Origin of the sequence: Lysobacter sp. K5869, assembly GCF_018847975.1 — a bacterium.
Classification (GTDB): domain Bacteria; phylum Pseudomonadota; class Gammaproteobacteria; order Xanthomonadales; family Xanthomonadaceae; genus Lysobacter.
In genome coordinates, this window is the sequence record NZ_CP072597.1 from 4,920,288 (window position 1) to 4,943,977 (window position 23,690).

The following is a 23,690-nucleotide window of genomic DNA, read 5'->3' on the forward strand; positions in this document are numbered from 1 at the left end:
TGACGCAGCCCAAGCATGATTGTCCAAGCCAATCTCTCTGGCAATAGTCGCTTAGGCCGATATCGAACGCACTGACCGGGTCGGCCCGTTTTGGTACGTAATGATTTGTGCATTTGCGCGCTGCATGCGAATTGCTGGTCCGTCGGCGCCGCCTTGCCGACTCTGGCGAGACCGCCTTGCCCACCCTGCCCGAACGACACCGCTGGGCCGAACCATTCCATTTCCGCCAACCCGCGCAACAGGATGCGGGCGTAGGCTGCCTGCACGCGCCGTCGGCGCGGCGCGGCGATCCCGCGCGTTGACATGGAGTGGAGATGGATATGAATCGCGAAAAAGCCGAACAGATCGCGGCGCATCTCGCCGCGGGGATGCTGGCCAGCGGCCAGTACGCCATGAGCGAGGACACCGGCGGCGACGCCGAGTTCGTCGCGTCGTTGTACAACGCCATCGTCGATAAGCTGGTGGTGGCGCGCTCTTCCGACGGTTGACGCAATTCCCCGCGACGCGGCCCGCAGCTTCTGTAGGAGCGACGCGAGTCGTGATCGCGGGGTTGCAGCGCCGTAGTCGTAGCGGCGCGGTCGCGGCTCACGCCGCTCCTACAGGGGGCAGCGAGCCTTACGCGGGACGAGGGTTCGCTTCGTCCAGGTAATGCGCCACCACCTCCTGGAACTTGCGTTCGTCGAAGCGCAAGCCGTTCGTGTAGACGAGCACGGGCGTGCCGACGGTGGAGTTCGCGGAGGCCATGCGCTTGTAGAAGCGATGGTCGCGATGCGCGGCGAGGAAGCGCTCGGGGTCTTTCAACAAGATCTTGTAGCCGTGCAGGCCGGAACCGGTGAGGTCGGTGTGGGCCTGCACGCCGGCGATATCGCTCCACTTGATCCGGATCGCGCCGTTCAAGTCCAAGCCGTCGGGGCCCGCCTTGAGCGGGCTGCCGCCGCGCGCCTTGATCGCGCCTAGCGCGGCCATGCTCAGGCCTAAGACGCAGCCCAACGCGGTCATCGGATAGAAGATGCGCGGATCGCGCAGCACCGCACGCAGGCTGTCCGGATCGGGACCGCGCAACAGCAGATAGGCGCAGCCGATGCCCAGCGCGAGCAGGAACGCGCTCGCCAACAGAATCTTGCCCTTGGCGATCTCGGCAGTGAAGTTCGGATAGTTCATGCGGGCGCCTCAAAATCCTTTCGCGGCCCGGCGCGGCCGGGCGTCCATGCGGGCGCGGGCCCGATGCGACGGCAGCCTAGCACGCGACCTGAGCGCCGCCGCGCGGACGCCGCGCCGCCGGTCCGGAGGCAACGGCGCCGCGCGGCCGCGCGCTCAGTCCAGCGGCAACGCCAGCACCTGCCCGGTGCTCAGAATCGCGCCGAACGTGTCGTCGATGCTCGCCAGCGCGGCGCGGTGCAGATCCGCGTGCGGCAGCACGCGGCCGTCGCCGCTGTCGAGGTCGCGGGTGGCGCAGGCGTCGCTGACGACGATCACTTCGAAACCGAGCGGCACCGCGTCGCGCGCGGCGCCTGCGACGCAGGCGTGGGTCATCAGGCCGGAGATCACCAGCGTGCCGATGCCGGCGTCCTTGAGTTGACGCTCGAGGTCGGTGGTCGGGAACACGCTGACCGAAGTCTTGCGCACCACGCGATGGTTCGCGCCGGGTTGCAGGTCGTCGTGGAAGCGCACGCCGTCGCCGTGCTCGGCGAACACCGGCGCTTCCGGCGGCGTCACGTGCTGGATGTGGAAGACCGGCAGCCCGTGCGCGTCGGCGTGGGCGATGAGCTTGCGCGCGTTGCCTAGCGCCGCGGCGCCGTCGGGAATCGGCATGCGGCCGCTGAAGTATTCGTTCTGGAAATCGATGACGAGCAACGCGGTGCGGCCGGCCGGCAGCGATCGCGGCGCGGCGGCGCCGGCCAGGGTGCGAATGGTGGGATGGTTCATGGCGGTGTCCGTGTTGGGGGGGATCGAAGACGAACGCGCGCCCGTGCGCCGGCCGATGGGCCCGCGGTTCGATTTGGGTTGGAGGCGCGTCGCCCGGAGGACCGGATGGCGGCCGCGTCGGCGCGCGCATCGGGCGAAGCGAAATTTAGGCGCGTCGCTTCAGCGCCGCCATTAAGCCGAGTGCTGGGTCTTTAAACGATCGTCCACGGATGCGTACGGCCCGCACCGCAGATCGATTCGCATCGAACCGTCTTGCGGCGTACACCGCCGGCGTCGTACTCAGCCCGCCTCCGCGCGGCGCCGGGTCGCGCCCGGGGTTTCGCCGGCGATGGAACGGAACGCCAGATGCATGCCCACCACCGAGGCGTAACCGACTTGCTGCGCCACCGCTTCCTGCGAGAGCTCGGTGCCGCGCAACAAGCGCCGCGCCTCGGCCACGCGGATGCGCGCCAGATGCCGCGCCGGCGGCTCGCCGACCAAGGCGTTGAAGCGCGCCGACAACGCGGACTTGGACATGCCGGCGTGCGCGGCCAGTTCTTCCAGCGAACATTTCTCGCCGAAGTGCGTGTACATGTAGTAGAGGCAGCGGGCGATGCGCGGATCGCGCAAGGCGCTGGTGCCGTCGTCGCGCTCGCTGTCGACGCCGGCGACGGCCAGTTCCAGGCCGAGGCTGTAGATCAGTTCCAGCGCCCGCAACAGCACCGGATTGCGCAGCGCCGCGGCGCGTTCGAGTTCCTGGCTCAGCCCGCGCAATGCGTGGCTCAGCATCGGCGCGCCGGCGATGGCCGCGGCATCGACGATCATCGTCGGCGGAAACAGGCGGCACAGCGGCATCGCGCTGGTGGCGTCGTAATGCAGTCCCGCGCAGAGCACGCGCGGGAGCGATGTGGGGTCGCCTGCCGACGCCGCCGCCGGCGCGCGCAAAAGCGCGTCGGGCAGCGGCATGGAAACCTCCAGTCTCCCCAACCGCTCCGCGACGCTGTGCGGAAACAGCGCCAACTCGCCTTCTTGCAGAACCAAGGGACGGCCGCCGTCGTCGAGTTCGACCCGACCGCGCGCGGCATACACGAACAGCCCGTTGACGCCGGCCGCATGCGGCTCTTGCCAGCGCTGCGGCGAGGCGGTGTCGCAAAGGAATCGCGCTTCCAGGCGGACCCGGGTCAGCAACGCGATCAGCAGGTCGGCTTGTTCCAGCATGGTCGAGTTCGATGGCCGCGGCGGGGCGAGGCTTGCGACGATAGGTCAGGCGCGGCGCGGTTGTCAGCCGCGGGCGCGCGCAAACGCCGGGATCGGCAACATCGGCAGAAGACCGCGTTGCGGCGACTCGCCATCGCTGCCGCGCCGGAAGCGGCGCGGCAGCGATGAGCGGCGCGGGCCAAAGGAACCGCCGCGCCGACGCGCAACGGTCAGTACGACCCGACCGGCCGCGGCCGCGCCTCGAACGCCGGCACCACCGCGCCCTTGGCCGGGCTGCCGTCGGCCTTCCAGACCAGGGTTTCCACCGGGAACGCCTGGGTCCGCGTCATCGCGTCGACCTGTTTGGCGATCAGCTGCGGCGCGCCCGGCGCGTCCGGGTTCCAGGCGAACACGCCGGCCTTGCCGTACCACACCGCCGGCGTGGCGGCATCGATGCGGCGGTCGGGGCACATCGTGTAGCGGCGCTGCGCCAATACCCGCAACGCGCCGACGGGAACCGCGCGCACCCCAGGCGTGGTGCGTTCCTTGGAATGGCCCGGACACAGGTTCGCGGCCTGGGCGATGGCCGATTCGTAAACCTCGGCGTCGCTTTGTGCGTGGGCCGCGGTGGCGGCGAGCAACAGCGCGGCGGCGATCGCGAAGGCGGCGGGGCGGCGCGGCGAAACGAAAGACGTCATGGCGAAACTCCTTGTAGAGCGACTGCGAGGGGGCATCGGGGGATGCCCGCGGGGCATGGCCCGGCGCGGATCCGATCCGCGCGCGGCAGGGCCGGCCGAAGAATAGCCAAGGGGTCCGCGACGAATGTAAGCGTCGGGTTAGCGCGCGGCCGGCGCGGCGCGAGCCGCGGCCCGCCGCGAATTCAGCGAAATCCCGCGCTGCGAGCGGTGCGCCCCGGCCGCGCCGGCACCGCTCCAGCGCCCCGCCCCTGCCGCCCGAGCGCCGCCCGTGGCTACAATAGGGCGATGGCAGGGCCCCGCGTTCCGACACGGTCCGCACCGCGCCGCGATGCGCCCGACCCTCGGAGAACCCGCATAAGCCATTGATTTCAAAGACGGCCCCGTAGCTCAGCTGGATAGAGCATCCCCCTCCTAAGGGGAAGGTCACACGTTCGAATCGTGTCGGGGTCGCCAGCTTCCATCGCGGCGCGCAGTGCGCGCCGGCGCGTCCCGCGCGGACGCCGCATCCGCCATCCCGTTTCGCGCGCCCCCCGCGCGCACCATCTGGAGCTTTCGGTATGACCCACCCCGTTCTCGCCGCCCTGGGACTCAAAGACAACGAGTCCGGCACCTACCTCGGCCACGGCGAATGGTCCAAGACCGCCGACGCCGGCGTGCTGGAACCCGTCAATCCCACCGACGGCGAAGTGCTGGCGCGCGTGCAGGCGTCCTCGCAGGCCGATTACGACCTCATCGTCGCCCGCGCCCAGGCCGCCTTCGCGGTGTGGCGCACCACCCCGGCGCCGCGCCGCGGCGAAGCGATCCGCCTGTGCAGCGACGCGCTGCGCAAGCATAAGGACGCGCTGGGTTCGCTGGTCGCGCTGGAAATGGGCAAGTCCAAGCCGGAAGGCGACGGCGAAGTGCAGGAAATGATCGACATCGGCGATTTCGCCGTCGGCCTGTCGCGCCAGCTCTACGGCCTGACCATGCACTCCGAGCGCCCCGGCCACCGCATGTACGAACAGTGGCACCCGCTGGGCCTGGTCGGCATCATCTCGGCGTTCAACTTCCCGGTGGCGGTATGGGCCTGGAACAGCTTCGTCGCGGCGATCTGCGGCGACATCTCGATCTGGAAGCCCTCGCCCAAGACCCCGCTGTCGGCGATCGCGTCGATGAAGATCTGCAACGAAGCGCTGCGCGCCGGCGGCTTCCCCGACCTGTTCTTCCTGTTCAACGACGCCGGCACCGAGCTGGCTTCGAGCTTCGTCGACGATAAGCGCATCGGTCTGGTGAGCTTCACCGGTTCGACCAAGGTCGGCCGCGCCGTGGGCGAGCGCGTCGCCCGCCGCATGGGCCGTTCGCTGCTGGAACTGGGCGGCAACAACGCGATCATCGTCGACGCCAGCGCCGACCTGAAGCTGGCGATCCCGGCCATCGCGTTCGGCGCGGTCGGCACCGCCGGCCAGCGCTGCACCACCACCCGCCGCTTGTTCGTGCACGAGTCGATCTTTGATGACGTGCTGGCCAAGCTGGTCGCCGCGTACAAGCAGGTCGAGAAGAAGATCGGCGACCCGACCGATCCGGCCAACCTGATGGGCCCGCTCAACAGCCAGGACGGCGTGCAGGCGTATCTCGACGCCATCGCCAAGGCCAAGGCCTCCGGCGGCAAGGTCGAGACCGGCGGCGAGCGCATCGACCGCAAGGGCAACTTCGTGCTGCCCGCCATCGTCACCGGCCTCACCAACGACGCCGAGGTCGTGCAGACCGAAACCTTCGCGCCGATCCTGTACGTGATGAAGTTCAGCAAGCTCGAAGAAGCCATCGAACTGCAGAACGACGTGCCGCAGGGCCTGTCCTCGTCGATCTTCACCGCCAACCTCAAGGCGGCCGAAGCGTTCTTGTCGGCGGCCGGTTCGGATTGCGGCATCGCCAACGTCAACATCGGCACCTCCGGCGCCGAGATCGGCGGCGCGTTCGGCGGCGAGAAGGAAACCGGCGGCGGCCGCGAGTCGGGTTCCGACGCGTGGCGCGCGTACATGCGCCGTCAGACCAACACGATCAACTACTCCGACGCGTTGCCGCTGGCTCAGGGCATCAAGTTCGATCTGTAATCGCGCCGGTCGCGCTTAGGCGCGATCGATCGCTGCGACAACGCACGAGGCGGCCGGCGACGGCCGCCTCGTTGCGTTTGCGGCGGTGCATCGCACTCGTCGTTATCGCGCCGCGCGGCGACTAAGGCGTCGAGGGCGACCGAACGTGCGGTCGTCCCCTTAGGAGGGAGATGCTCGAAGCTGCCGCAATGCGAGGCGCCGCACGGCTTTCGCTATTGCACCGCAACAGCCGCTGCGTTCTGTGATCGCACGCGTGAAAACGCCGCCCCCCCGCACATGACCCGAGGCCCTGCGCGCGCCTAGCATCGGCGGGCCAGATGGACTGGCCACACAAGGAGGTCTTGCGATGTCACGACGCACTTACCGCCTCACCGCTTTGGCCCTGGGCGCGTTCGGCTTCTCCGCCGCGCTCACCGCGACCGCCGGCATTCCCAACTGCGATCACTGCGTGCACGACTATTACCTCTGCCGCGAGAACACGCCCGACGCCAATCCCAGCTGCGTCGAGCAGTTCTTCGATTGCCAGGTCGCCGGCCGCTGCGAGCCGACGCTGCCGCCGGATTGATCCATCGCGTCGGCACGACGCTTCGATCCGCCGCATCGACACGTCGCGCATCCGCGCCGACATCGACCGCGTTTCCGCGCCCCATCCGTACTCGCGCTCTGTCGCGCCCCACCATGGCGCGCCCGGATCGCTGCGCGACGCGCGATCCGCACTCATCCATGCAACACCCGCAGTTCCACTCACGACATGGGAGGTCCGATGAACACCCGCAACCGCCGCATCCGCCCGCGCCTGGGCGCGCTCGCCCTGGCCGCGTTCGGCTTCGCCACCGCGTTGACCGCCACCGCCGAAGTTCCGCGCTGCGATCATTGCCTGGGCGAGTACTACGGCTGCCGCAGCGCCGGCGGCGAATACGAAGCCTGCGTCAACGCGTTCTGGGATTGCGAAACCGCCAACGGCTGCGCGATCAGCCTGCCGCCGGATTTCTGATTGCGAAGCCGCGCGCAACCGCGTTGCGGCGAGCCCGCGGACGCGCGTCCGCGGGCTCGCTCGTCGATGAGCGCGCCCGTCGTTCGCAGTCGCGCACCGCCCGCTCGCGATATGCTGTGACGGCTATCACTTCGCGAAGGAACGTCGCCATGCAAATCCCCGTTCGCCAGACCAGCGGCGCGGCCATCTTCAGCCTGATCGCCGGCGTGCTCGGCTGGACCCTGCTGCCCTTCCTCGGCAGCATCGCCGCGATCGTCAGCGGCCACATGGCGCGCGCGCAGATCCGCCGCGAACCCGACCGCCTCGACGGCGACGGGCTGGCCATCGCCGGCCTCGTGCTGGGCTGGGCCTCGGTCATCATCGCGGTGCTCAGCGTGATCGCGCTCGTGGTGTTCTTCGGCGGCCTCGCCGCGATCCTCGCCTTCCTCAGCCAGCAGCACTGAGCGGCGTGCTGCGCCGCCGCTTGCCGCGCGCGAACGGCGGCCGCTAGCGTGGCCCGGCCAGAAGGACTGGCGCCACGCACAGGACGCACCGCCATGGAATTCCGCTCGCCCGCACCCCGCTCGTCCGCGCCGCAGCCGCGCAAAACCGGCTCCCGCCGCCTGCCATTGCTCGCCGTCGGCCTGTTCGGCTTCGCCGCCGCGCTGACCGCCTCGGCCCAGGTCGAGGAATGCGAACGCTGCCGCCTGCAGTTGGAAAGCTGTCTGCTCAGCGCCGAGTCGCCGATGGCGACGCAGGGCTGCTACAACCAACACCAGCGCTGCACCAGCAAGCTCGATTGCCCCGCGCCCGAAGCGCTCCGGCAGCCGTAATCCGCTGCGCGCGCCGCCGCGCCGGCCGCCGCCGGCGCGGCGGCGTCGCGTCCGGTCCGCCCCGGCCTGTCGGTTTTGTCCGTCGCCCCGCACATCGCGCTCGCCCGAGCGGTATCGATTGGGCGATAATCGGCCTTCCCCCAGCCGAGCCGTCCGCACCGAACTCGTGTATAGCCTCGCCCGACCCTTCCTCTTCGGACTGGATGCAGAACGCGCCCACGGCCTGGGCCTGACGGCGCTGGAAACGGCCTATCGCAGCGGCCTCAACCCGCTGGTGGCGCGCGCGCCCAAGCCCTTGCCGACCAAGACCCTGGGCCTGACCTTTCCCAACCCGGTCGGCCTCGCCGCCGGCCTGGACAAGAACGGCGCCCACATCGACGCGCTGCTCGCGTTGGGCTTCGGCTTCGTCGAAATCGGCACCGTCACCCCGCGCCCGCAGGACGGCAACCCGCGTCCGCGCATGTTCCGCCTGCCCGAGCAACAAGCCGTCATCAACCGCCTGGGCTTCAACAACCTCGGCGTCGACGCGCTGGTGCGCAACGTGGCCAAGGCGCGCCGCCGCGGCGGCGGCCTGCTCGGCATCAACATCGGCAAGAACAAGGACACCCCCAACGATCAGGCCGAGCGCGATTACCTGCACTGCCTGGAGCGGGTGTATCCGCTGGCCGACTACATCACCGTCAACATCTCCTCGCCCAACACCGCGGGCCTGCGCGAACTGCAGGAAGAGCAGTCGCTGCGCCGCCTGATCGGCAGCTTGCGCGAAGCGCAGGAGACATTCGCCGCGCGCGAAGGCCGGCGCGTGCCGATGCTGGTCAAGATCGCGCCCGACCTCAGCGACGACGACATCGAAGCCGCCAGCCGGGTGCTCAGCGAGTTGCAGGTCGACGGCGTGATCGCCACCAACACCACGGTCGCGCGCGACGGCGTCGAAGGCAGCCCGCACGCCAGCGAAGTCGGCGGCCTGTCGGGCCGGCCGTTGCTGGCCCAGGCCACCACGGTGCTGCGCAAGATGCGCACGCGCTTGCCGGAGAACATTCCCATGATCGGCGTCGGCGGCATCCTCAGCGGCGCCGACGCGGCCGCCAAGATGGCGGCCGGCGCGAGTCTGGTGCAGGTCTATTCGGGTCTGGTCTATCGCGGCCCGGCCCTGATCGGCGAATGCGTGGACGCGATCCGCCGGCGCAAGGAAGCCCCCAGCCGCGGCCACGTGCCGCCGCAGATTTGAACGCTTCCGTCCCAGCCGCTTTCCGAGCCGCCGTCATTCCGCGTCCCAACCCCACCGCCAAGCCGCCGCGCGCATGAATCCGAACGTCCGCATCGTGCGCGATGCGCCGCTGCAAACCCGCAACACCTTCGGCGTCGCCGCGCGCGCGCCGTGGCTGGTCAGCGTCGACGACGCCGACGCCCTGCCCGAGGCGCTGGCCGCGCCGCCGCTGCGCGACGGCCTCGCCCTGGCCATCGGCGGCGGCAGCAATCTGCTGTTCGCCGGCGACCCCGACGGCGCCGTGCTCGAACTCAGCGGCCGCCGCGTGCGCGCGATCGAGGACGACGGCGAGCGCGCGATCCTGCGCGCCGACGCCGGCGCGGTCTGGCACGGCTTCGTCATGCAGTCGCTGGCCGACGGTTACGCCGGCTTGGAGAATCTGGCGCTGATCCCGGGCACCGTCGGCGCCTCGCCGATCCAGAACATCGGCGCCTACGGCGTGGAAGTGCGCGAGTTCGTGCACGCGGTGGACGCCTATGAGCCGGCCACCGGCCGGTGGCATCGCTTCGACAACGCCGCCTGCGCCTTCGCCTACCGCGACAGCCTGTTCAAGCGCGAAGCCGACCGTTTTCTGATCACCGCGGTCGAGTTCGCGCTGCCGCGCCGCGCCGCGCTCAAGCTCGACTACGCCGGCATCGGCGACGAGCTGGCCGCGCGCGGCATCGACGCGCCGACGCCGCTGCAGGTCGCCGAAGCGGTGATCGCGATCCGCCAGCGCAAGCTCCCGGACCCCGCCGTGCTCGGCAACGCCGGCAGCTTCTTCAAGAACCCCATCGTGCCCGCGGCGCAAGCCGAAGCCTTGCTCGCGCAGCATCCGGCGATGCCGATGTTCCGCGGCGACAGCGAGGCCACGCGCAAGCTTTCGGCCGCGTGGCTGATCGACGGCTGCGGCTGGAAGGGCCATCGCGACGGCGACGCCGGCGTGTCGGCCGCGCACGCGCTGGTGCTGGTCAACCACGGCGGCGCCAGCGGCGCGCAGTTGCTCGATCTGGCCCGGCGCATCGCCGACTCGGTGCGCGCACGCTTCGGCGTGGCGATCGAACCCGAACCGCGCATCGTCGGCGCGCGCTGGTGAGCGCCGGGGCGCCGGTTTCGCCTCCCGCCCCGACGCAGCCGATGCGCGCCGCCGGCCTGATGCTGGCGAGCACCTTGAGCTTCGGCGTCATGGCCATCGCCATCCGTCTGGCCTCGCAGTCGCTGCACACCTTCGAGGTCGCGTTCTTCCGCAATATGTTCGGCTTGCTGGCGGTGCTGCCGCTGCTGCTCAGCGCGCGCCGCGCCGAACTGCGCACGCGCCAGTTGCCCAAATATTTCGTGCGCTGCGCGATCGGCATCGTCTCGATGCTGTGCGGGTTCTGGGCCATCGGCCATCTGCCGCTGGCGCAGGCGATCTCGCTGACCTACTCCACGCCGATCTTCGTCACCATCGCCGCGGCGCTGTTCCTGCACGAACAAGTGCGCGCGCGGCGCTGGGCCGCGGTCGCGGCCGGCTTCGTCGGCGTGCTGGTGATCGTGCGGCCGGGCTCGACCGAGTTCTCCATCGACAGCCTCGCCGCCTTGGCCGCGGCGGTGTTGGGCGGGGTGATCTCGATCCAGATCAAGCAGCTGTCGAAGGTCGATTCGGCCAACACCATCGTGCTCTACACCTATGCGTTCTGGGTGCCGATGTCGCTGATTCCGGCCCTGCTCGTGTGGCAGTGGCCGCAGGGCGTCGCCTGGGTGTGGATCGTCGCGGCCGGCGTGTTCGGCACCGGCGGGCAGGTGCTGTGGACGCATGCGCTCAAGCTCGGCGAGGTGTCGGCGCTGACGCCGATCAGCTTCGTGCAGTTGCCGCTGGTGTCGATCGCCGGGTGGCTGTGGTTCAACGAAAGCCTGGATCGCTACACGGTGATCGGCGCGGCGATTATTCTCGGGTCGAATGCGTACATCGCGCATCGCGAAGCGTTGCTGGCGCGCAAGCGGGCGTCGGCGGCGGCTACGGCGGGGGCGGTGCCTGGGGAGTGAGGCGCGGCGTTCGGCGAGTGGGGCGGTGTAGGCGATTTTCGACGTCGTCGGGTTGGCGCGGTCGCGGCTCGCGCCGCTCCTACAGTCAGACGCGAACCGGCCGAAGCCCCTGTAGGAGCGGCGCGAGCCGCGACCGCGACACCGCAAACCACGACGAAATCTCCCCCAAGACCGCTCCCGCGCACCCGCATCACGCATCCGCCTTGATTCGCGGCACATCGGCGCATTCGTCGATGTCGGTCACATGCTGCAGCGCACGAACCCGCATCGCGCGGGGCCCGCTTGCGTGACGCGCAGCGGGGCAAAAACGGTCAGCGGCGGCCACATTCGCGGCCAATCTGCCCCGTCGCGGGAAATCGCCGCCAAGGCCGATTGACCCGTCATCTCCCCGCCGTTATCCAGACGCTGCAGTACGGAGAGGAACCGGCCGCGCGCACGCCCTAGCACGCGCCGGATGCGCGTTTCGCTCTGCCTTCATGACGATCACAGGAGAGTTCTCATGGCCGCATTGAGCCGATACGTCGCCGTCGCCCTGGTGGGCGGCGCCGTCGCGTTTTCCAGCCTGCCCTCGCAGGCCGAGCAGGGCGATTACGGATTTTTCCAAACGCTGCGCAACCTGTTCTCGCCGCCCAAGGCGGACAACAAGGTGCAGCCGCAGCAGCGCACCGGCAGCTATCCGCTGCTGAGCCGCGACACCGCGCGCGCCGACGGTTTCGACCCGGCCGCGTACTACCAATGGCAGACCGTGCAGCTGCCGGCGGAAACCGGCGCGATCTGCGGCAACGGTTCGCCGTACAAGATCTTCGTCAACCGCGTTCCCAACACCACCAACACCATCATCTACATGGAAGGCGGCGGCGCGTGCTGGGATTACGCCAGCTGCACCGGCGCCACCGGCGTGCGCGGCGCGCGCAATCCCAACGGCGTGCCCGACGACTACATGAAGCTGCTCAACCCGGGCGCGAGCCTGGTCAGCCCCTTCGTCACCCGCGTCAGTCCGTTCGACGCGGTCAAGACCCAGGGCTGGAACATGGTCTACGTGCCCTATTGCACCGGCGACATCTACAGCGGCGACAAGGTCGCGGTGTACGACGATCCCAGCGGACAGAAGCCGCCGCTGGTGTGGCACCACAACGGCCTGCGCAACAGCCGCGCGATCATTTCCTGGCTCAAGGACAACCTGCCGCGGCCGGCGCAGATGCTCAACACCGGCTGCAGCGCCGGCGGCGCCGGCAGCCTGATTTCCTACGACACCTTCCGCACCGACATCGCGCCGACCAACGGCTTCCTGATCGACGACTCCGGCCCGATCTTCCCGACGCCCAAGAACGGCAACCCGGCCGAGTATCCCTCGCAGCCGCTGATGACCAAGATCCGCGACGTGTGGGGTCTGGACGCGCCCAACGGCCCGCTGCAGTTCCTCGCCGCCGGCCTGCCGCAGATGGATCTCAACGAACTGGGCTCGATCTATCCGGCGCTGGCCAACAAGCACCGCGGCGACCGTCTCGGCCAGACCCACTTCTGGCAGGATCTGAACTACTCGTCGTATTCCTACGAGCGTTTCCACGACGACATCCAGCAAGCGCCGAACCAAGCGGCGAAGGAAGCGTTGATCCACGCCAAGTGGGGCGCCGACACCCAGCGCCTGTCCGCGCGGCTCAACGGGCTGGACAACTTCGGCGGCTACTTCCCGCAGTACCGCGCGCTCAACGAAAGCCACTGCACCACCATCGTCGATTTCAAGAACGGCGACGTGCAGGCGCAGAACCTGGAGTTGAAGAGCTTCATCGACTCGGTGCTCGACGGCAACGGCAAGGTGCTCGACGCCAGCGAGACCAGCGACGCGGCCGACAAGGCCAAGCCGTTCAACTTCTTGTACTGGCTGGTCGATCAGCTGATCTGAGCGGAACGACGGCATGAAGCGAAACACCGTCATGCTGGGTCTGGCCCTGACCGTCGCGGCGTTGGCCGCGGCGGTCAGCCTGGGCTGGCATCCGTTCGACGCCGGCCGCGCCGCGGCGGCGCCGCTCGCGCAAGCCGGCGACGGCGCCGACGGCGGCGCCGCCTTGCCCTCGATGCTGGCCACGCCGCAGGGGCGGCAATTCCAGCAGCGCCGGCAATTCCAGGACGAGGCCAAGCGTTTCTTCAGCGATGCCAAGACCCTGGGACCGGCCGAGCGCGAACGCCGCGCGCAAACCTTGCGAGCGCAGATCGATCGCTACGAACAGGCCGACGAGTTGTCGGCCGGCGAAACCATGCTGCTGCGCGTGGGCTTGATCCAGGCCACCGTGCCCGACGAGGCGCAGCAGGCCTTGATGGTGCAGCGTCTGGCCCAGCAGTACCGGGCTCAGGCGCGCGCGCGCGAGCAGGCGTGGGTCGAACAGCAGGCGCACGATCCGAAGTTCCAGGCCTACAAGCGCAGCGAAGCGCAGATCGTGGCCGAGACCCTGAAGATGCAGCGGTTTCCCGACGGGCTGACCCGCGACGAGTATCTGCGCCGGCGTCTGCAGGCCGAGCGCGAGCGCATTTATCGCTGAGAGGATGGGGAGCGGCTTGAGAGTCGCTCCCCTGCTCCGCTCACGCGCCCGAACGACGCGCGCCGAATCCAGTTCGCCAAGAACGCGCGAACGCCGAACATCGCGCGTTCGATGCGCGCCGCGCTCGCGGACGCTGCGCCCTCACTCGTCCTCCGCCAACACCACCCGGTTGCGCCCGCCGCGCTTGGCCGCGTACAGCGCCTGATCGGCGCGCGCGAACGTCGTTGCGCTCTCCTCGCCGGCGCGGTAACCGGCCAGCCCGATGCTCACCGTCAGCGGCAGCCCGATCGGCAGGTTGGCGATGGCCTCGCGCACGAACTCGCATTGCAGCAGCGCCTGATGCAGCGGCGCCTCGAACAGCATCAGGAACTCCTCGCCGCCGTAGCGCGCCACGCTGTTCGGCCCGGCCGAATACAGCCGCAGCGTATCGGCGACCGCTTGCAGCACGCGGTCGCCCTCGGCGTGGCCGTGGACATCGTTGATGGTCTTGAAGTGGTCGATGTCGAGCACCGCCACTTGCAGCGGCGCGGCGCTGTGGCTGCGCGCCACCGCCTGTTCCAGCGCCAGCGCGAACGCGCGCCGGTTGGGCAGGCCGGTCAGCGCGTCGGTGCGGGTCAGCGCGGTGAGGTCGGCATTGCTGGCTTGCAGCGCGGCGTGGCTGGCTTCCAACTCGCCCTGGTAATCGAGCAGGCGGCGCTCGTACCACTCGCTTTCCTGCAACTGCCGCGCCAGCGCGTGGCTGACCCGGCGCAGTTCCATCGCGCGCGAGGCCTGCCGCGACAACGCGGTCAGCGCTTTTTGCTGATGCGCGGGCAATTGGCGCGGTTTGGTGTCGATCACGCACAAGGTCCCGAGCGCCTCCCCATCCGGCGTCACCAGCGGCGCGCCGGCGTAGAAGCGGATGTTGGGGTCGTCGGTGACCAGCGGGTTGTCGGCGAAGCGGGCGTCGTCGCGCGCGTCGGGCACGACCAGGGTGCGGTCGGGGGTCAGGATGGCGTGGGCGCAGAACGCCAGTTCGCGCGGGGTTTGCTCCGCGCCCAGGCCCAACCGCGCCTTGAACCACTGGCGCTGCTCGTCGATCAGGCTGACCAAGGCGATCGGCACGTCGCAGACCGCGGCGGCGATCGCGACCAGATCGTCGAAGTCGCGCTCCGGCGGCGTGTCGAGGATGTCGTAGCGGCGCAGCGCGTCCAGGCGCTGGGCTTCGTTGGCGGGCGTGGCGGGTTTTTGCACGGCGGTGTCCGGACGGTGACGGTCGCGATCGAAGTGACGGTCGGCTGCCAAACGGCGCGGCCGCGCGCGCGGCCTGCGCCGGCAGTCTAGCAAGCGCGGGGGCGGCGTCCGCAAGCCGGCGCGCGCGGCCGCGTCAAGCGCCGGCGGGCGTCGGTCCGCCAAGCGGCGATGGCGGTCACAGCCGCGACGCGACGCGGGCACGGCGCGGTTTCCTTCGCCTGCAATGTCGCGCCGATAGACTCGCGTGCGCGTACCGCGATGCGGCGCGCGGCGGCCATGGCGAGGGAGGCAAAGGGTGCAGGTGGAAACCAACGATTACGTCGAGCTCAAGCACGAGATCCTCGACGGCATGCGCAGCTTCATGGAGGACGTGGCCCAGGACGGCGCCGACGCCGGCTACGGCGCGGCCGAGATCGACGAATGCGAGCGCATCCTCGAAGGCTTCCTGGCCAGCCTGCGCAACGCCGCGGGCGACGGCGAACGCGTGCCCTCGCGCGCGGCGCTGGACCGCACCGCGCGCGCGGCGGTCGAGCAGACGGTGCGCGCGCTCAACGCGCTCAACGCGCGCTGCCGCTACAACCTGATCGAGACCGACCAGCGCGAAGGCCTGTGCGAGTTGATCCGCGGCGCGCTCGCCGAAATCGGCGCGCTGCGCGGGGTGGAAGATCCGACCGAGCCTTGGCGCGAGTGGTGAAGCCGCGCGCGAGCGCGACCGGCGCGATCCGCGCCGCGAGGCGGCGAACGCGCCGGGCGCGACGCTCGCGGCGATAAAAAAACCGGGCCCGCGAACGGGCCCGGTCGTATCTCCGGCAGCCGTGCGGCCGCCCTACCCGCTTCGTCCCCACGGCCGGCCCGCGCGCGGGCCGGCCGCGCGAAGACTCAGCGCACGCTTTCGCTATCGCCCACCGGCGCGGCGCTGCCGGTGACCACCGCGGTCGGCTTGGGCGCGTCCGGCGTCGCCGGGGCCGGCACCGACACCGCGATCGGCAGATGCAGCGTCGGCGACTTGCGCGTCAGCAGCGGCTTGAGCTGCAACTGGCCGAAGTGCCAGCTGCCGTCGGCCGCGTACTTGCGGCTCAGCACGATCACGTTGATCGGCGTGGTCGCACCGCGCACCGAGGCGAACACCGGCGGGAACGCGATGCCGTCCACGCCCTGCACCTGCGCCAGCCACAGCTCCGGCTGGCGCTGGGCGTGGCGGAAGCTGCGCTTGAACGTGCACGCGTTGGCGCAGGCGCTCTGCTCCATGCTGGCCAGATTGAGCGCGGCCGGATCGCCGCCGGCGGCCGGATCGGCGGCCTGATAACGCGCCGTGGTCTCGTTGAGCACCAGCCCCGCCTTGACCGCCTGATCGACCTGGATCCGGCCCGAGCCGGTGTCGAACGGATCGGCCGGGGTGACGCCGTCCTCGCGGAACACTTCCTGCTTGGCGGTCATCATCAGCGCCGACTTGATCTCCGGCGCGGTCAGGTCCGGGCGCGCCTGACGCAGCAGCGCCGCCGCGCCGGCCTGATGCGGCGAGGCCATCGAGGTGCCGCTGAGCAAGCCGACCAGATTCTCGCTGCCGCTGATCGTGGTGCCGGCCAACACCGCCAACACGCTGACGCCCGGCGCGGCGACGTCGGGCTTGATCAGATTCAAGCCGGTGGCCGGGCCGCGCGAGCTGAAGGCCGCCAGCACGTCGGGCGTGTTCGGGATCGGCGTCGGCGGATAGCCGATGCCGCCGGTGGACACGTTGCCGTTGCCGGCCGCGAAATCGCGCAGCGCGTTGCTGTCGTCCTGGCTGGCCAGGAACACCGGCACCGTCGTGCCCGGCACGCTCGGCGTCGCGCCGGTGACCTGATTGTTGGCGATGACCACCGCGACCGCGCCGGCGGCGGCGGCGTTGTTGACCTTGATCGAGAAGTTGCAGGTGCCGCGGCGCACCACCGCGATCGCACCGCTGAAGCTGCCGGCGGGGAACGCGGCGCAACCGTCGGCGGCCGTGTCGATGCCGGCGCTCACGCGCACCGGCGTGGTCGGCGGAATCGACGCGGAGAACGCGACGCCGCCGGTGCCTTCGGTGAGCAGGACCGCCTGCAGACCCGACGGCACCGTGCCCGGGCCGGTGATCTGCAGCAGCGAGGCGAAATCGCCGCGGCCGTGCGTGGTCGCCGCGGTGGTCGAGGTCCACGGCTGGCGATGGCCGGTGGTGCTCGGGCCGGGGCCGCTGTTGCCGGCCGCGGCGGCGATGAAGATGCCGGCGTCGGCGGCGTTGAGGAAGGCCAGCGAGACCGCTTCGCCCCACGGATTGGCGCCGCCGCCGATGGAGTAATTGATCACGTCCACGCCGTCGGCGATGGCTTGATCGATCGCCGCCACCGCCGACACGTTCGGACACAGGCCTTGGCCGGTGGCGATGTTCGTGTAGCAGATGTCGTAAGCGATGATGTTCGCGTGCGGTGCGACGCCGGAGATGCGGATGTTGCGGCCCTTGAAGTTCGCGGTCCAGGCGTTGCCGGCCGCGGTCGAAGCGGTGTGGCTGCCGTGGCCGTTGGTGTCGCCGAAGCCGGGTTCCTCGCGGATGCCGGGCACGCCGCAGGCGCCGGCCGGTTCGCCGCAGACGAAGTCCCAGCCGCCGATCAGCTTGTCGTTGCAGCGGCCTTCGTCGACGCCGCCGGGCGCGCACGTGCCCAGATAGTGGCCGGTGCCGTTCGGATTGACGTGGTGATAGCCGGTGTCGTCGACCGCGGCGAACGCCGGGCTGCCGAAGTTGATGCCGGTGTCGAGGATGCCGACCACCACGCCCTCGCCGCGCCAGCGCCCGGGCTTGGCGTTCCACAGTTCCGGCGCGCCGATCAAGGTCGGGCCGACGTCGGTGGCGACCGGATACTCGTGATACGCCTCCACCAGCGCCACGCCGGGCAGCTTGGCCACGCGCGCGGCTTCGCTCGCGCTCATCTGCGTCACCACGCCGTTGACCGCGTGGCGCAGGCGCCGTTCGACGTTGAGCGGACGGCCGATCGCGGCATTGATGCCGCGTTCGTGGGTGCGCTGCGCGCCGTCGAGATAGCTCAGGTATTTGCTGGCTTGCGCGCTGCGCACGTCGATGCGCGCGGTGCCGCCGCCGGCGGCGCGGGCGGCGTCGCTGTTGGCGTTCTGCGCGCCGGCGATGCGCTGCGGCGCGGCCAGTCCGGCCACTTCGCCGTTGTAGCTGCTCAGCGGCGCTTCGTTGTACAGCACCAGATAGCGTTCGCCGCGATGATCGGCCGCGGCGCGTTGCGGTGCGGGTGCGCCGCCGACGGCGGCGGCGCTCGGGTTCGCATTGTCGTCGCGCAAGCCGCTGACGGCGGCCGCGGCGGCGAGCGCCGTCAATCCGGTCAGGCCGAGCGCGATGGCGAGGGTCAGACGGTTTTTGGCTTTGAGGTGGTTTGCATTGGGCATCGAGAGGTCCTCCACGTATCGTTCGCGAAGAAACCGCCCCACGCCTGTCCCCTGTTCACAGGCACGTCGCGGTTCGAGGTCGGGCCAGGGAGGGATCGCCGTGATCGAGCGTCGTCCGTGAACCGATGCGCTCGCTACCACGCATCGGCCGATCGCTCCTGCCACCGTGCCCGCGCACTCACCGTGCCGGGCCGAACCTTCCTACCCACGCCGAACACTGCAAGAGGCGGGAAGATTTCGGCGTGATCATGCGCACAAATCGCATTCGGTTACAGAGGCATCGGCGGCATGTTGCGCGATTGAAACTTCACTTGGCTAAACCGCCGCGACCGCGCTACGCACTGTGCGCTTGCGAATGGTGGATGCGCGTGGATTCAGTTTCGTAACGATGTGCGACGGCTCGACGTCGGTTGCGCGCGCGTCGTTGCGGACAAAAAAACGGCGCCCCGCGGGGCGCCGTCGTTTCGATGCGGCGCCGTCGCGGCGCCGCATCGTCGTCGTTGTCACCAACCGAAGCCCAAGCCCACGCCGGCCGAGCTTTCGCTGTCGCTGAACGCGCCGCCGACGGTGAAGGTCGCGCGGTCGCTGATCGCGCGCTGATAACCGATCGACAGCGCTTGCTCGCCGCCCTGGAAACCGGCGCCGACCGCGACGCGGTTCTGCGTGCGCAGGCCCGAGGCGCTGGCCGACATCTGCACCATCGCCGCGGTCATCGCGCCCATGCGGTCGATGCGCTGATCCTGCTTGCGCAGCTTCCATTCCATGTCGTCGCGCAGACGGTTGATCGCCTCGGTCGGCGCGGCCAGCATCTGGTTCACCCGCGAATCGGTGTAGGCGTTGGCGCTGCGCAGCGTCGCGGCGTCGCCGGCCTGGACCTGGCCGACGTTGGCCGCGTCGGTCGAAGCGGTGCCGTTGGCGACGTTGGCCACGCGCGTGCCGCCGGCGCCCTGCAAGGTCATGGTGCTCTTGGAGGCGTCGTCGTAGTTGGCCGACAAGGTCGAGCCCGGGCCTTGCGGTCCCTGCGGACCGGTCGGGCCTTGCGGGCCGGTCGGACCGGCCGGGCCCTGGGGCCCCGCCGGAATCGCCGCGACCTTGCCGTACAGATCGGTCAGGCGCCCGTCCACCGCGGCGAAGGCCGCGCCGACATCGCGATAGCTGCCGCCCTGGATCGTGTAGGTCGGCGCGACGAAGGTGCCGCCGGCGTAGCTGGCGCCGCCGCCGAGCGCACCGGCGAGGGTGTTGAGCTGCAGCACGTTGACCGCGTCGGTGTCGGCGGTGCCGGCGGCGAGGTTGATGAGCTGGCGCTCCGCGCCCGTCGCACCGATCGACACGGCATTGGCGCGGTCGCCGACCGAACCCGCGCCGAGCGCGACCGAGTTGGCGGCGCTGGCCGAACTGTTGGCGCCGATGGCGGTGGCGTTGTCGACGCTGGCCGCGCTCTGCGCGCCGAACGCCGCGCTGTTGGCGCCGCTGGCGCTGCTGCCGGCGCCGCCGGCGACGCTGAACTGTCCGCTGGCGCTGCTGCTGGAACCGAACGCCGCGGCGAAATCGGCGGTGGCGCTGCTGCCGTCGCCGATCGCGGCGCTGTTGGCGTTGGCCGCGTTGGCGCCGGCGCCGATCGCCGTGCTTTGCTCGCCCGCGGCGCTGCCGCCGGCGCCGATGGCCAGCGCGCCGGTCGCGCTGGCGCTGCTGCCGGCGCCGATGGCCGAGCTGAAATCGCCGCTGGACTGCGCGCCGGCGCCGATCGCCGTGCTTTGTTCGCCGCCGGCCGCGCTGGCGTTGCCGACCGCCGTGGCGCTGCCGCCGGCGGCGTTGCTGGCGGCGCCGATCGCCGCACTGCCGTTGCCGGCGGCGTTGGCGCCGCTGCCGCAGGCGATGGCGTCGGCGCCGGCAGCGGTCGCGCCGCCGTTGCTGACGGTGCCGGTGCCGTCGTCGACCTGGCAGGTGTCGCCGGCCCAGGCGTAACCGGTCGCCAGCGACAGCGCCACGGCGAGAAGCGTCTTGTGCAGAGTACTCAAAGGGGTTTCTCCAGAATTCGGGTTGTCGGGCAGCCGCCGCGCGGGAACGCCGCGCGGCCGCGACTGCGAATGCGTTGCCGAAGCAAGCGAACGCGCCGCGACGGCGGCGCGCGCAACGCAACGGCACTGCCGTTGCGCTGCGCGGCCGGATCGCCGGAGCGCGCGCGGCGCCGTTACGGCGCCGAGGTCACGGTGAGCTTCACCGGCATGGCCACCTTCGGCTGCGTGGCGTCGTTGCTGGCGACGCAGACGTAGCCCGAGTAGCTGCCGGGCGCGAGACCCGCGGCGCTGATCTGCACCTGGGTGTCGTAGCCGCCGTTGCCGGCGATGCGGCCGAAGGCGCGGTTGGGCGCGCCGACCCAGGTCGCGCCGCAGGCGTTGGAGCCCTGCATCGCGTAGGCCAAGCCGGCGTGCTCGTTGTCGGCCTCCCAATCGCCCGCGCCGTTCTGGTCGAGTCCGATCAGGCGGTACTGGCCATCGCCGTCGAGCGAGCCGAACCAGGCCCAGCCGGTGGCCGAGGGCGCGCGCGCCGACACCATCAGCCAGTAACGGCCGGCCGGCAGGTTCGCCGCTTGCCCGGCCGCGGCCAGATTCAAGCGGATCGTGCCGGCCTGGACGGTGACGCCGGCCGAGGTCTGGCTCGCGCGGTAGCTCCACACCGCCAGATTGGGCGTGGTCTCCGAGTTGCCTTCGGGGTTGCCGTTGACGTCGCGGAAGATCGACCAATCCAGGTTCTGCGAGGCCAACGCGCCGCCGCCGATCACGAAGCCGTTGGCGACGATGCTGGTGATGCTGGTCGCATCGCTCAGCACGAAGTCCTCCGCGGCGAGCGAAGCGCGTCCGGCCTGAGCCGCATCGGTGAAGCGCGTGGCGTAGTAGCCGCGACGGTTCGGATTGGTCCCCTGCACGACCAGGGTGCGGCCGCCCGAGCCGGTGTTGTCGATCTGGTAGTCCAACGAGCCGCCGCCGATGTTGCGGATGCGGAAGTTGGCGCTGCCGGTGCCGCCGGCCGGGACGCTCAAGGCGACTTGCGCCGGCTCCAACGCCAGCTTGGCCGGCTGCAGCGCCACCGCGATCGGCAGACGCAGCGTCGGCTGCGCGGTATCGCCGCCGGACGGCGCCAACACCAGCTTGCCGTAGGCGAACGCGCCGCTGGCCGGCAGCGAGCTGCCGCTGACGGTGACCTTGACCTGCTTGCTCTCGCCCGGGTTCAAGGTCAGCAGCGACGGCGTGACCAGCGCGCTGACCCCTTGCGCCTTGACGCTCCAGGTCTGGCGCGTGGTCAAGGCGTTGCGGAAGGTGCGGGTGAAGCTGCACGAGCCGATGCAGTTGAACTTGCCCAGGCTGGCCAGGTTGAGCGCCGAAGGATTGCCGCCGGCCGCCGGATCGGCGGCGAGGAAGTTGGCCTTGGTCTCGTTGAGCAGCAGGCCGGCCTTGATCGCCTGATCGATCTGGATGCGGCCGGCGCCCATCGACAGCGGGTCGGCCGGAGTCACTTCGTCTTCTTTGAAGATCTCCTGCTTGGCCGTCATCATCAGCGCCGACTTGATCTCGGCCACGCTCCAGTTCGGACGCGCCTGACGGATCAACGCGGCGGCGCCGGCCTGATGCGGCGAAGCCATCGAGGTGCCGCTGTCGAGATCGACGAGGTTCTCGTTGCCGGTGAGCGTGGTGCCGGACTTCACCGCCAGGATGTTGACGCCCGGCGCGGTCACGTCGGGCTTGACCAGATCGTAGGCGCCGGCCGGGCCGCGCGAGCTGAAAGCGGCCAGCACGTCGGGCGTGTTCGGCAGCGGCGTGGGCGGATAGCTGATGCCGGCGGTGGCGGTGTTGCCGCTGCCGTTGCCGAAGTCGCGGATCGCGTTGCCGGTGGACAGCGGCACGCCGAACACCGGGATCGTGGTGCCGGTGACGGTCGGCGAGATCGCGGCCTCGGCGTTGTTGGCGATCAGCACCGCGCGCGCGCCGGCGGCGGCAGCGTTGTTGACCTTGATGACGAAGCTGCAGGTGCCGCGGCGGATCACCGCGATCGCGTTCTGGAACGTGTTGGCCGGGAACGCGGCGCAACCGTCGCTGGCGGTGTCGATGCCGGCGCTGATGCGCAGCGGGGTGTCGTTGGGCAGCGCGGCGGCGAAGGCGGTGCCGCTGTTGCCTTCGACCAGTTGGATCGCCTGCAGCGCCGGCGGCACCGCGCCGGGGCCGGTGACCTGCATCAGCAACGCGAACGCGCCGCGCCCGTGCTGGGCCGCGGCGGTGGTGGAGACCCACGGCTCGTTGTGGCTCATCGTGCCCGCGCCGGGGCCGTCGTTGCCGGCCGCGGCGGCGACGAAGATGCCGGCATCGGTGGCGTTGAGGAAGGCCAGCGAGACCGGATCGCCCCACGGGCTGTCGCCGCCGCCGACGGAGAAGTTCAGAACGTCGACCACGCCATCGGCGATGGCCTGATCGACCGCCCGCGCCGACGAAGACGACGGGCAGCTGCCCTGGCCGGTGGAGATCGTGGTGTAGCACACGTCGAAAGCGACGATGTTGGCGTGCGGCGCGACGCCGGAGATGCGGATGTCGCGGCCCTTGAAGTTGGCGGTGCGGGCGTTGCCGGCCGCGGTCGAAGCGGTGTGGCTGCCGTGGCCGTTGGTGTCGCCGAAGCCGGGCTCCTCGCGGATACCGGTCTTGTCGCAGGCCTGGCCCGGAGCGCCGCAGACGAAATCGTAGCCGCCGATCAGCTTGTCGTTGCAACGGCCCTCGTCGACGCCGCCGGGTGCGCAGGTGCCCAGATAGGTGCCGGCGCCGAGCGGATTGATGTGGTGGTAGCCGCTGTCGTCCACGGCGGCGAACGACGGGCTGCCGAAGTTGATGCCGGTGTCGAGGACGCCGACGACCACGCCCTCGCCGCGGAACCCGGTCGGCGTGGCGTTCCACAGCGCCGGCGCGCCGATCAGCTGCGGACCGACGTCGGTGGCCAGCGGCAGCAGCCGGTCGGGGCTGACCATGCTCACTTCCGGCAAGCGCGCGATGCGCGCGGCTTCGGCCGGGGTCAGCTCGGTCACCACCGCGTTGAGCGCGTGACGCAGGCGATGCTGCACGTGCATGCGGCGGCCGAGCAGGCCATCGATCTTGCGTTCGTGGCTGGCCTGGACGCGGTCGAGATAGCTCACATAGCTGCGCGCAGCGGCGCTGTGCACGTCGATGCGCGCCCCGTTCGCGCCGGCGCCGCGCGCGCCGGCCACCTCGGCCAACCGCTGCGGCGCGGGCAATCCCTGCACGTCGCCCTGGTAGGTGCTCAGCGGCGCTTCGCGGTACACGACGATGTAGCGCTCATACTCGCCGACCGACTTTCCGGCCTTCCCCGCCGGTGCCGGCGCGCCGCCGACCGGCGCGCTGCTCGCGCCGCCGCCCAGGTTCATGACGCTCGCCCCCGCGATCGCCGCGACCGCGGCGATGCCGAGCGCGATGGAACTCCTCTTCAACATCTTCTGCATCTGAAACATCCCCTACTTTCAGTGTGCAAACAC

At 70.4% G+C, this 23,690-nt stretch carries 20 protein-coding genes and 1 tRNA gene; 13 read left to right on the forward strand and 8 right to left on the reverse strand.

What is annotated here, in order from left to right:
* Positions 1 to 320: 320 nt before the first annotated feature.
* The gene (locus J5226_RS20650) at positions 321 to 488 is read left to right on the forward strand and encodes a hypothetical protein (protein ID WP_215836662.1); all 168 of its coding nucleotides are present in this window, start codon (positions 321 to 323) and stop codon (positions 486 to 488) included.
* A gap of 127 nt (positions 489 to 615) precedes the next feature.
* Here the strand turns inward: J5226_RS20650 and J5226_RS20655 are convergent, their stop codons facing one another.
* The 4 genes from J5226_RS20655 to J5226_RS20670 form a co-directional block, all read right to left on the reverse strand.
* Positions 616 to 1,161: a hypothetical protein gene (locus J5226_RS20655; RefSeq protein ID WP_215836663.1), complete on the reverse strand. Its 546-nt coding sequence runs from the start codon at positions 1,159 to 1,161 to the stop codon at positions 616 to 618.
* Between the two features lie 153 nt (positions 1,162 to 1,314).
* Positions 1,315 to 1,926, reverse strand: coding sequence for a cysteine hydrolase family protein (locus tag J5226_RS20660; RefSeq protein WP_215836664.1), 612 nt, complete (start codon positions 1,924 to 1,926; stop codon positions 1,315 to 1,317).
* A 279-nt stretch (positions 1,927 to 2,205) separates the two neighbouring features.
* Positions 2,206 to 3,123, reverse strand: coding sequence for an AraC family transcriptional regulator (locus J5226_RS20665; RefSeq protein ID WP_215836665.1), 918 nt, complete (start codon positions 3,121 to 3,123; stop codon positions 2,206 to 2,208).
* 209 nt (positions 3,124 to 3,332) lie between these two features.
* Positions 3,333 to 3,800 carry a hypothetical protein gene (locus J5226_RS20670; protein WP_215836666.1) on the reverse strand — a complete coding sequence of 156 codons (468 nt, stop codon included), beginning with the start codon at positions 3,798 to 3,800 and terminating at the stop codon, positions 3,333 to 3,335.
* Between the two features lie 376 nt (positions 3,801 to 4,176).
* Here J5226_RS20670 and J5226_RS20675 point away from each other — a divergent pair.
* The 11 genes from J5226_RS20675 (at position 4,177) to J5226_RS20725 (ending at position 13,504) form a co-directional block, all read left to right on the forward strand.
* Positions 4,177 to 4,253 (forward strand) — tRNA-Arg (locus J5226_RS20675).
* A gap of 104 nt (positions 4,254 to 4,357) precedes the next feature.
* Complete coding sequence (locus J5226_RS20680) at positions 4,358 to 5,890, forward strand: aldehyde dehydrogenase family protein (RefSeq protein ID WP_215836667.1); 1,533 nt, start codon at positions 4,358 to 4,360, stop codon at positions 5,888 to 5,890.
* A 346-nt stretch (positions 5,891 to 6,236) separates the two neighbouring features.
* Positions 6,237 to 6,455, forward strand: a complete 219-nt coding sequence (locus tag J5226_RS20685; protein ID WP_215836668.1) for a hypothetical protein — start codon at positions 6,237 to 6,239, stop codon at positions 6,453 to 6,455.
* A 198-nt stretch (positions 6,456 to 6,653) separates the two neighbouring features.
* Positions 6,654 to 6,884, forward strand: coding sequence for a hypothetical protein (locus tag J5226_RS20690; protein ID WP_215836669.1), 231 nt, complete (start codon positions 6,654 to 6,656; stop codon positions 6,882 to 6,884).
* Positions 6,885 to 7,033: 149 nt separating this feature from the next.
* The gene (locus J5226_RS20695) at positions 7,034 to 7,327 is read left to right on the forward strand and encodes a DUF4190 domain-containing protein (RefSeq protein WP_215836670.1); all 294 of its coding nucleotides are present in this window, start codon (positions 7,034 to 7,036) and stop codon (positions 7,325 to 7,327) included.
* Between the two features lie 93 nt (positions 7,328 to 7,420).
* Positions 7,421 to 7,696, forward strand: a complete 276-nt coding sequence (locus J5226_RS20700) for a hypothetical protein (protein WP_215836671.1) — start codon at positions 7,421 to 7,423, stop codon at positions 7,694 to 7,696.
* 166 nt (positions 7,697 to 7,862) lie between these two features.
* Positions 7,863 to 8,924: a quinone-dependent dihydroorotate dehydrogenase gene (locus J5226_RS20705; protein ID WP_215836672.1), complete on the forward strand. Its 1,062-nt coding sequence runs from the start codon at positions 7,863 to 7,865 to the stop codon at positions 8,922 to 8,924.
* 73 nt (positions 8,925 to 8,997) lie between these two features.
* Entirely contained in the window at positions 8,998 to 10,038 is a 1,041-nt protein-coding gene (gene murB / locus J5226_RS20710; protein WP_215836673.1) for a UDP-N-acetylmuramate dehydrogenase, read from the forward strand.
* Between the two features lie 41 nt (positions 10,039 to 10,079).
* Entirely contained in the window at positions 10,080 to 10,967 is an 888-nt protein-coding gene (locus J5226_RS20715; RefSeq protein ID WP_215836674.1) for a DMT family transporter, read from the forward strand.
* Positions 10,968 to 11,466: 499 nt separating this feature from the next.
* Positions 11,467 to 12,870, forward strand: coding sequence for a pectin acetylesterase-family hydrolase (locus J5226_RS20720; protein ID WP_215836675.1), 1,404 nt, complete (start codon positions 11,467 to 11,469; stop codon positions 12,868 to 12,870).
* 13 nt (positions 12,871 to 12,883) lie between these two features.
* Entirely contained in the window at positions 12,884 to 13,504 is a 621-nt protein-coding gene (locus J5226_RS20725) for a hypothetical protein (RefSeq protein ID WP_215836676.1), read from the forward strand.
* Positions 13,505 to 13,645: 141 nt separating this feature from the next.
* On the opposite strand, the gene J5226_RS20730 is transcribed toward J5226_RS20725, so the two are convergent.
* Positions 13,646 to 14,737 (reverse strand): sensor domain-containing diguanylate cyclase, encoded by a 1,092-nt coding sequence (locus tag J5226_RS20730; RefSeq protein ID WP_215836677.1) that lies wholly within the window; start codon positions 14,735 to 14,737, stop codon positions 13,646 to 13,648.
* A gap of 295 nt (positions 14,738 to 15,032) precedes the next feature.
* Here J5226_RS20730 and J5226_RS20735 point away from each other — a divergent pair, with 295 nt between their 5' ends.
* Complete coding sequence (locus J5226_RS20735) at positions 15,033 to 15,431, forward strand: hypothetical protein (protein ID WP_215836678.1); 399 nt, start codon at positions 15,033 to 15,035, stop codon at positions 15,429 to 15,431.
* Positions 15,432 to 15,616: 185 nt separating this feature from the next.
* On the opposite strand, the gene J5226_RS20740 is transcribed toward J5226_RS20735, so the two are convergent.
* The 3 genes from J5226_RS20740 to J5226_RS20760 form a co-directional block, all read right to left on the reverse strand.
* Entirely contained in the window at positions 15,617 to 18,160 is a 2,544-nt protein-coding gene (locus J5226_RS20740; protein ID WP_215836679.1) for a S8 family serine peptidase, read from the reverse strand.
* A 503-nt stretch (positions 18,161 to 18,663) separates the two neighbouring features.
* Positions 18,664 to 20,178, reverse strand: coding sequence for a YadA-like family protein (locus tag J5226_RS25505; protein ID WP_255322871.1), 1,515 nt, complete (start codon positions 20,176 to 20,178; stop codon positions 18,664 to 18,666).
* Between the two features lie 173 nt (positions 20,179 to 20,351).
* Entirely contained in the window at positions 20,352 to 23,657 is a 3,306-nt protein-coding gene (locus J5226_RS20760) for a S8 family serine peptidase (RefSeq protein ID WP_215836680.1), read from the reverse strand.
* Between the last annotated feature and the right edge of the window lie 33 nt (positions 23,658 to 23,690).

Excerpts from the sequence above, each read along its gene's own strand:
- J5226_RS20665 (WP_215836665.1), bottom strand. The coding sequence starts at position 3,123 with ATGCTGGAACAAGCCGACCTGCTGATCGCGTTGCTGACCCGGGTCCGC.
- J5226_RS20700 (WP_215836671.1), top strand. The coding sequence starts at position 7,421 with ATGGAATTCCGCTCGCCCGCACCCCGCTCGTCCGCGCCGCAGCCGCGC.
- J5226_RS20670 (WP_215836666.1), bottom strand. The coding sequence starts at position 3,800 with ATGACGTCTTTCGTTTCGCCGCGCCGCCCCGCCGCCTTCGCGATCGCC.
- J5226_RS20725 (WP_215836676.1), top strand. The coding sequence starts at position 12,884 with ATGAAGCGAAACACCGTCATGCTGGGTCTGGCCCTGACCGTCGCGGCG.
- J5226_RS20680 (WP_215836667.1), top strand. The coding sequence starts at position 4,358 with ATGACCCACCCCGTTCTCGCCGCCCTGGGACTCAAAGACAACGAGTCC.
- J5226_RS20695 (WP_215836670.1), top strand. The coding sequence starts at position 7,034 with ATGCAAATCCCCGTTCGCCAGACCAGCGGCGCGGCCATCTTCAGCCTG.
- J5226_RS20650 (WP_215836662.1), top strand. The coding sequence starts at position 321 with ATGAATCGCGAAAAAGCCGAACAGATCGCGGCGCATCTCGCCGCGGGG.
- J5226_RS20660 (WP_215836664.1), bottom strand. The coding sequence starts at position 1,926 with ATGAACCATCCCACCATTCGCACCCTGGCCGGCGCCGCCGCGCCGCGA.
- J5226_RS20685 (WP_215836668.1), top strand. The coding sequence starts at position 6,237 with ATGTCACGACGCACTTACCGCCTCACCGCTTTGGCCCTGGGCGCGTTC.
- J5226_RS20655 (WP_215836663.1), bottom strand. The coding sequence starts at position 1,161 with ATGAACTATCCGAACTTCACTGCCGAGATCGCCAAGGGCAAGATTCTG.
- murB (WP_215836673.1), top strand. The coding sequence starts at position 8,998 with ATGAATCCGAACGTCCGCATCGTGCGCGATGCGCCGCTGCAAACCCGC.
- J5226_RS20690 (WP_215836669.1), top strand. The coding sequence starts at position 6,654 with ATGAACACCCGCAACCGCCGCATCCGCCCGCGCCTGGGCGCGCTCGCC.
- J5226_RS20715 (WP_215836674.1), top strand. The coding sequence starts at position 10,080 with ATGCGCGCCGCCGGCCTGATGCTGGCGAGCACCTTGAGCTTCGGCGTC.
- J5226_RS20740 (WP_215836679.1), bottom strand. The coding sequence starts at position 18,160 with ATGCCCAATGCAAACCACCTCAAAGCCAAAAACCGTCTGACCCTCGCC.
- J5226_RS20720 (WP_215836675.1), top strand. The coding sequence starts at position 11,467 with ATGGCCGCATTGAGCCGATACGTCGCCGTCGCCCTGGTGGGCGGCGCC.
- J5226_RS20760 (WP_215836680.1), bottom strand. The coding sequence starts at position 23,657 with ATGCAGAAGATGTTGAAGAGGAGTTCCATCGCGCTCGGCATCGCCGCG.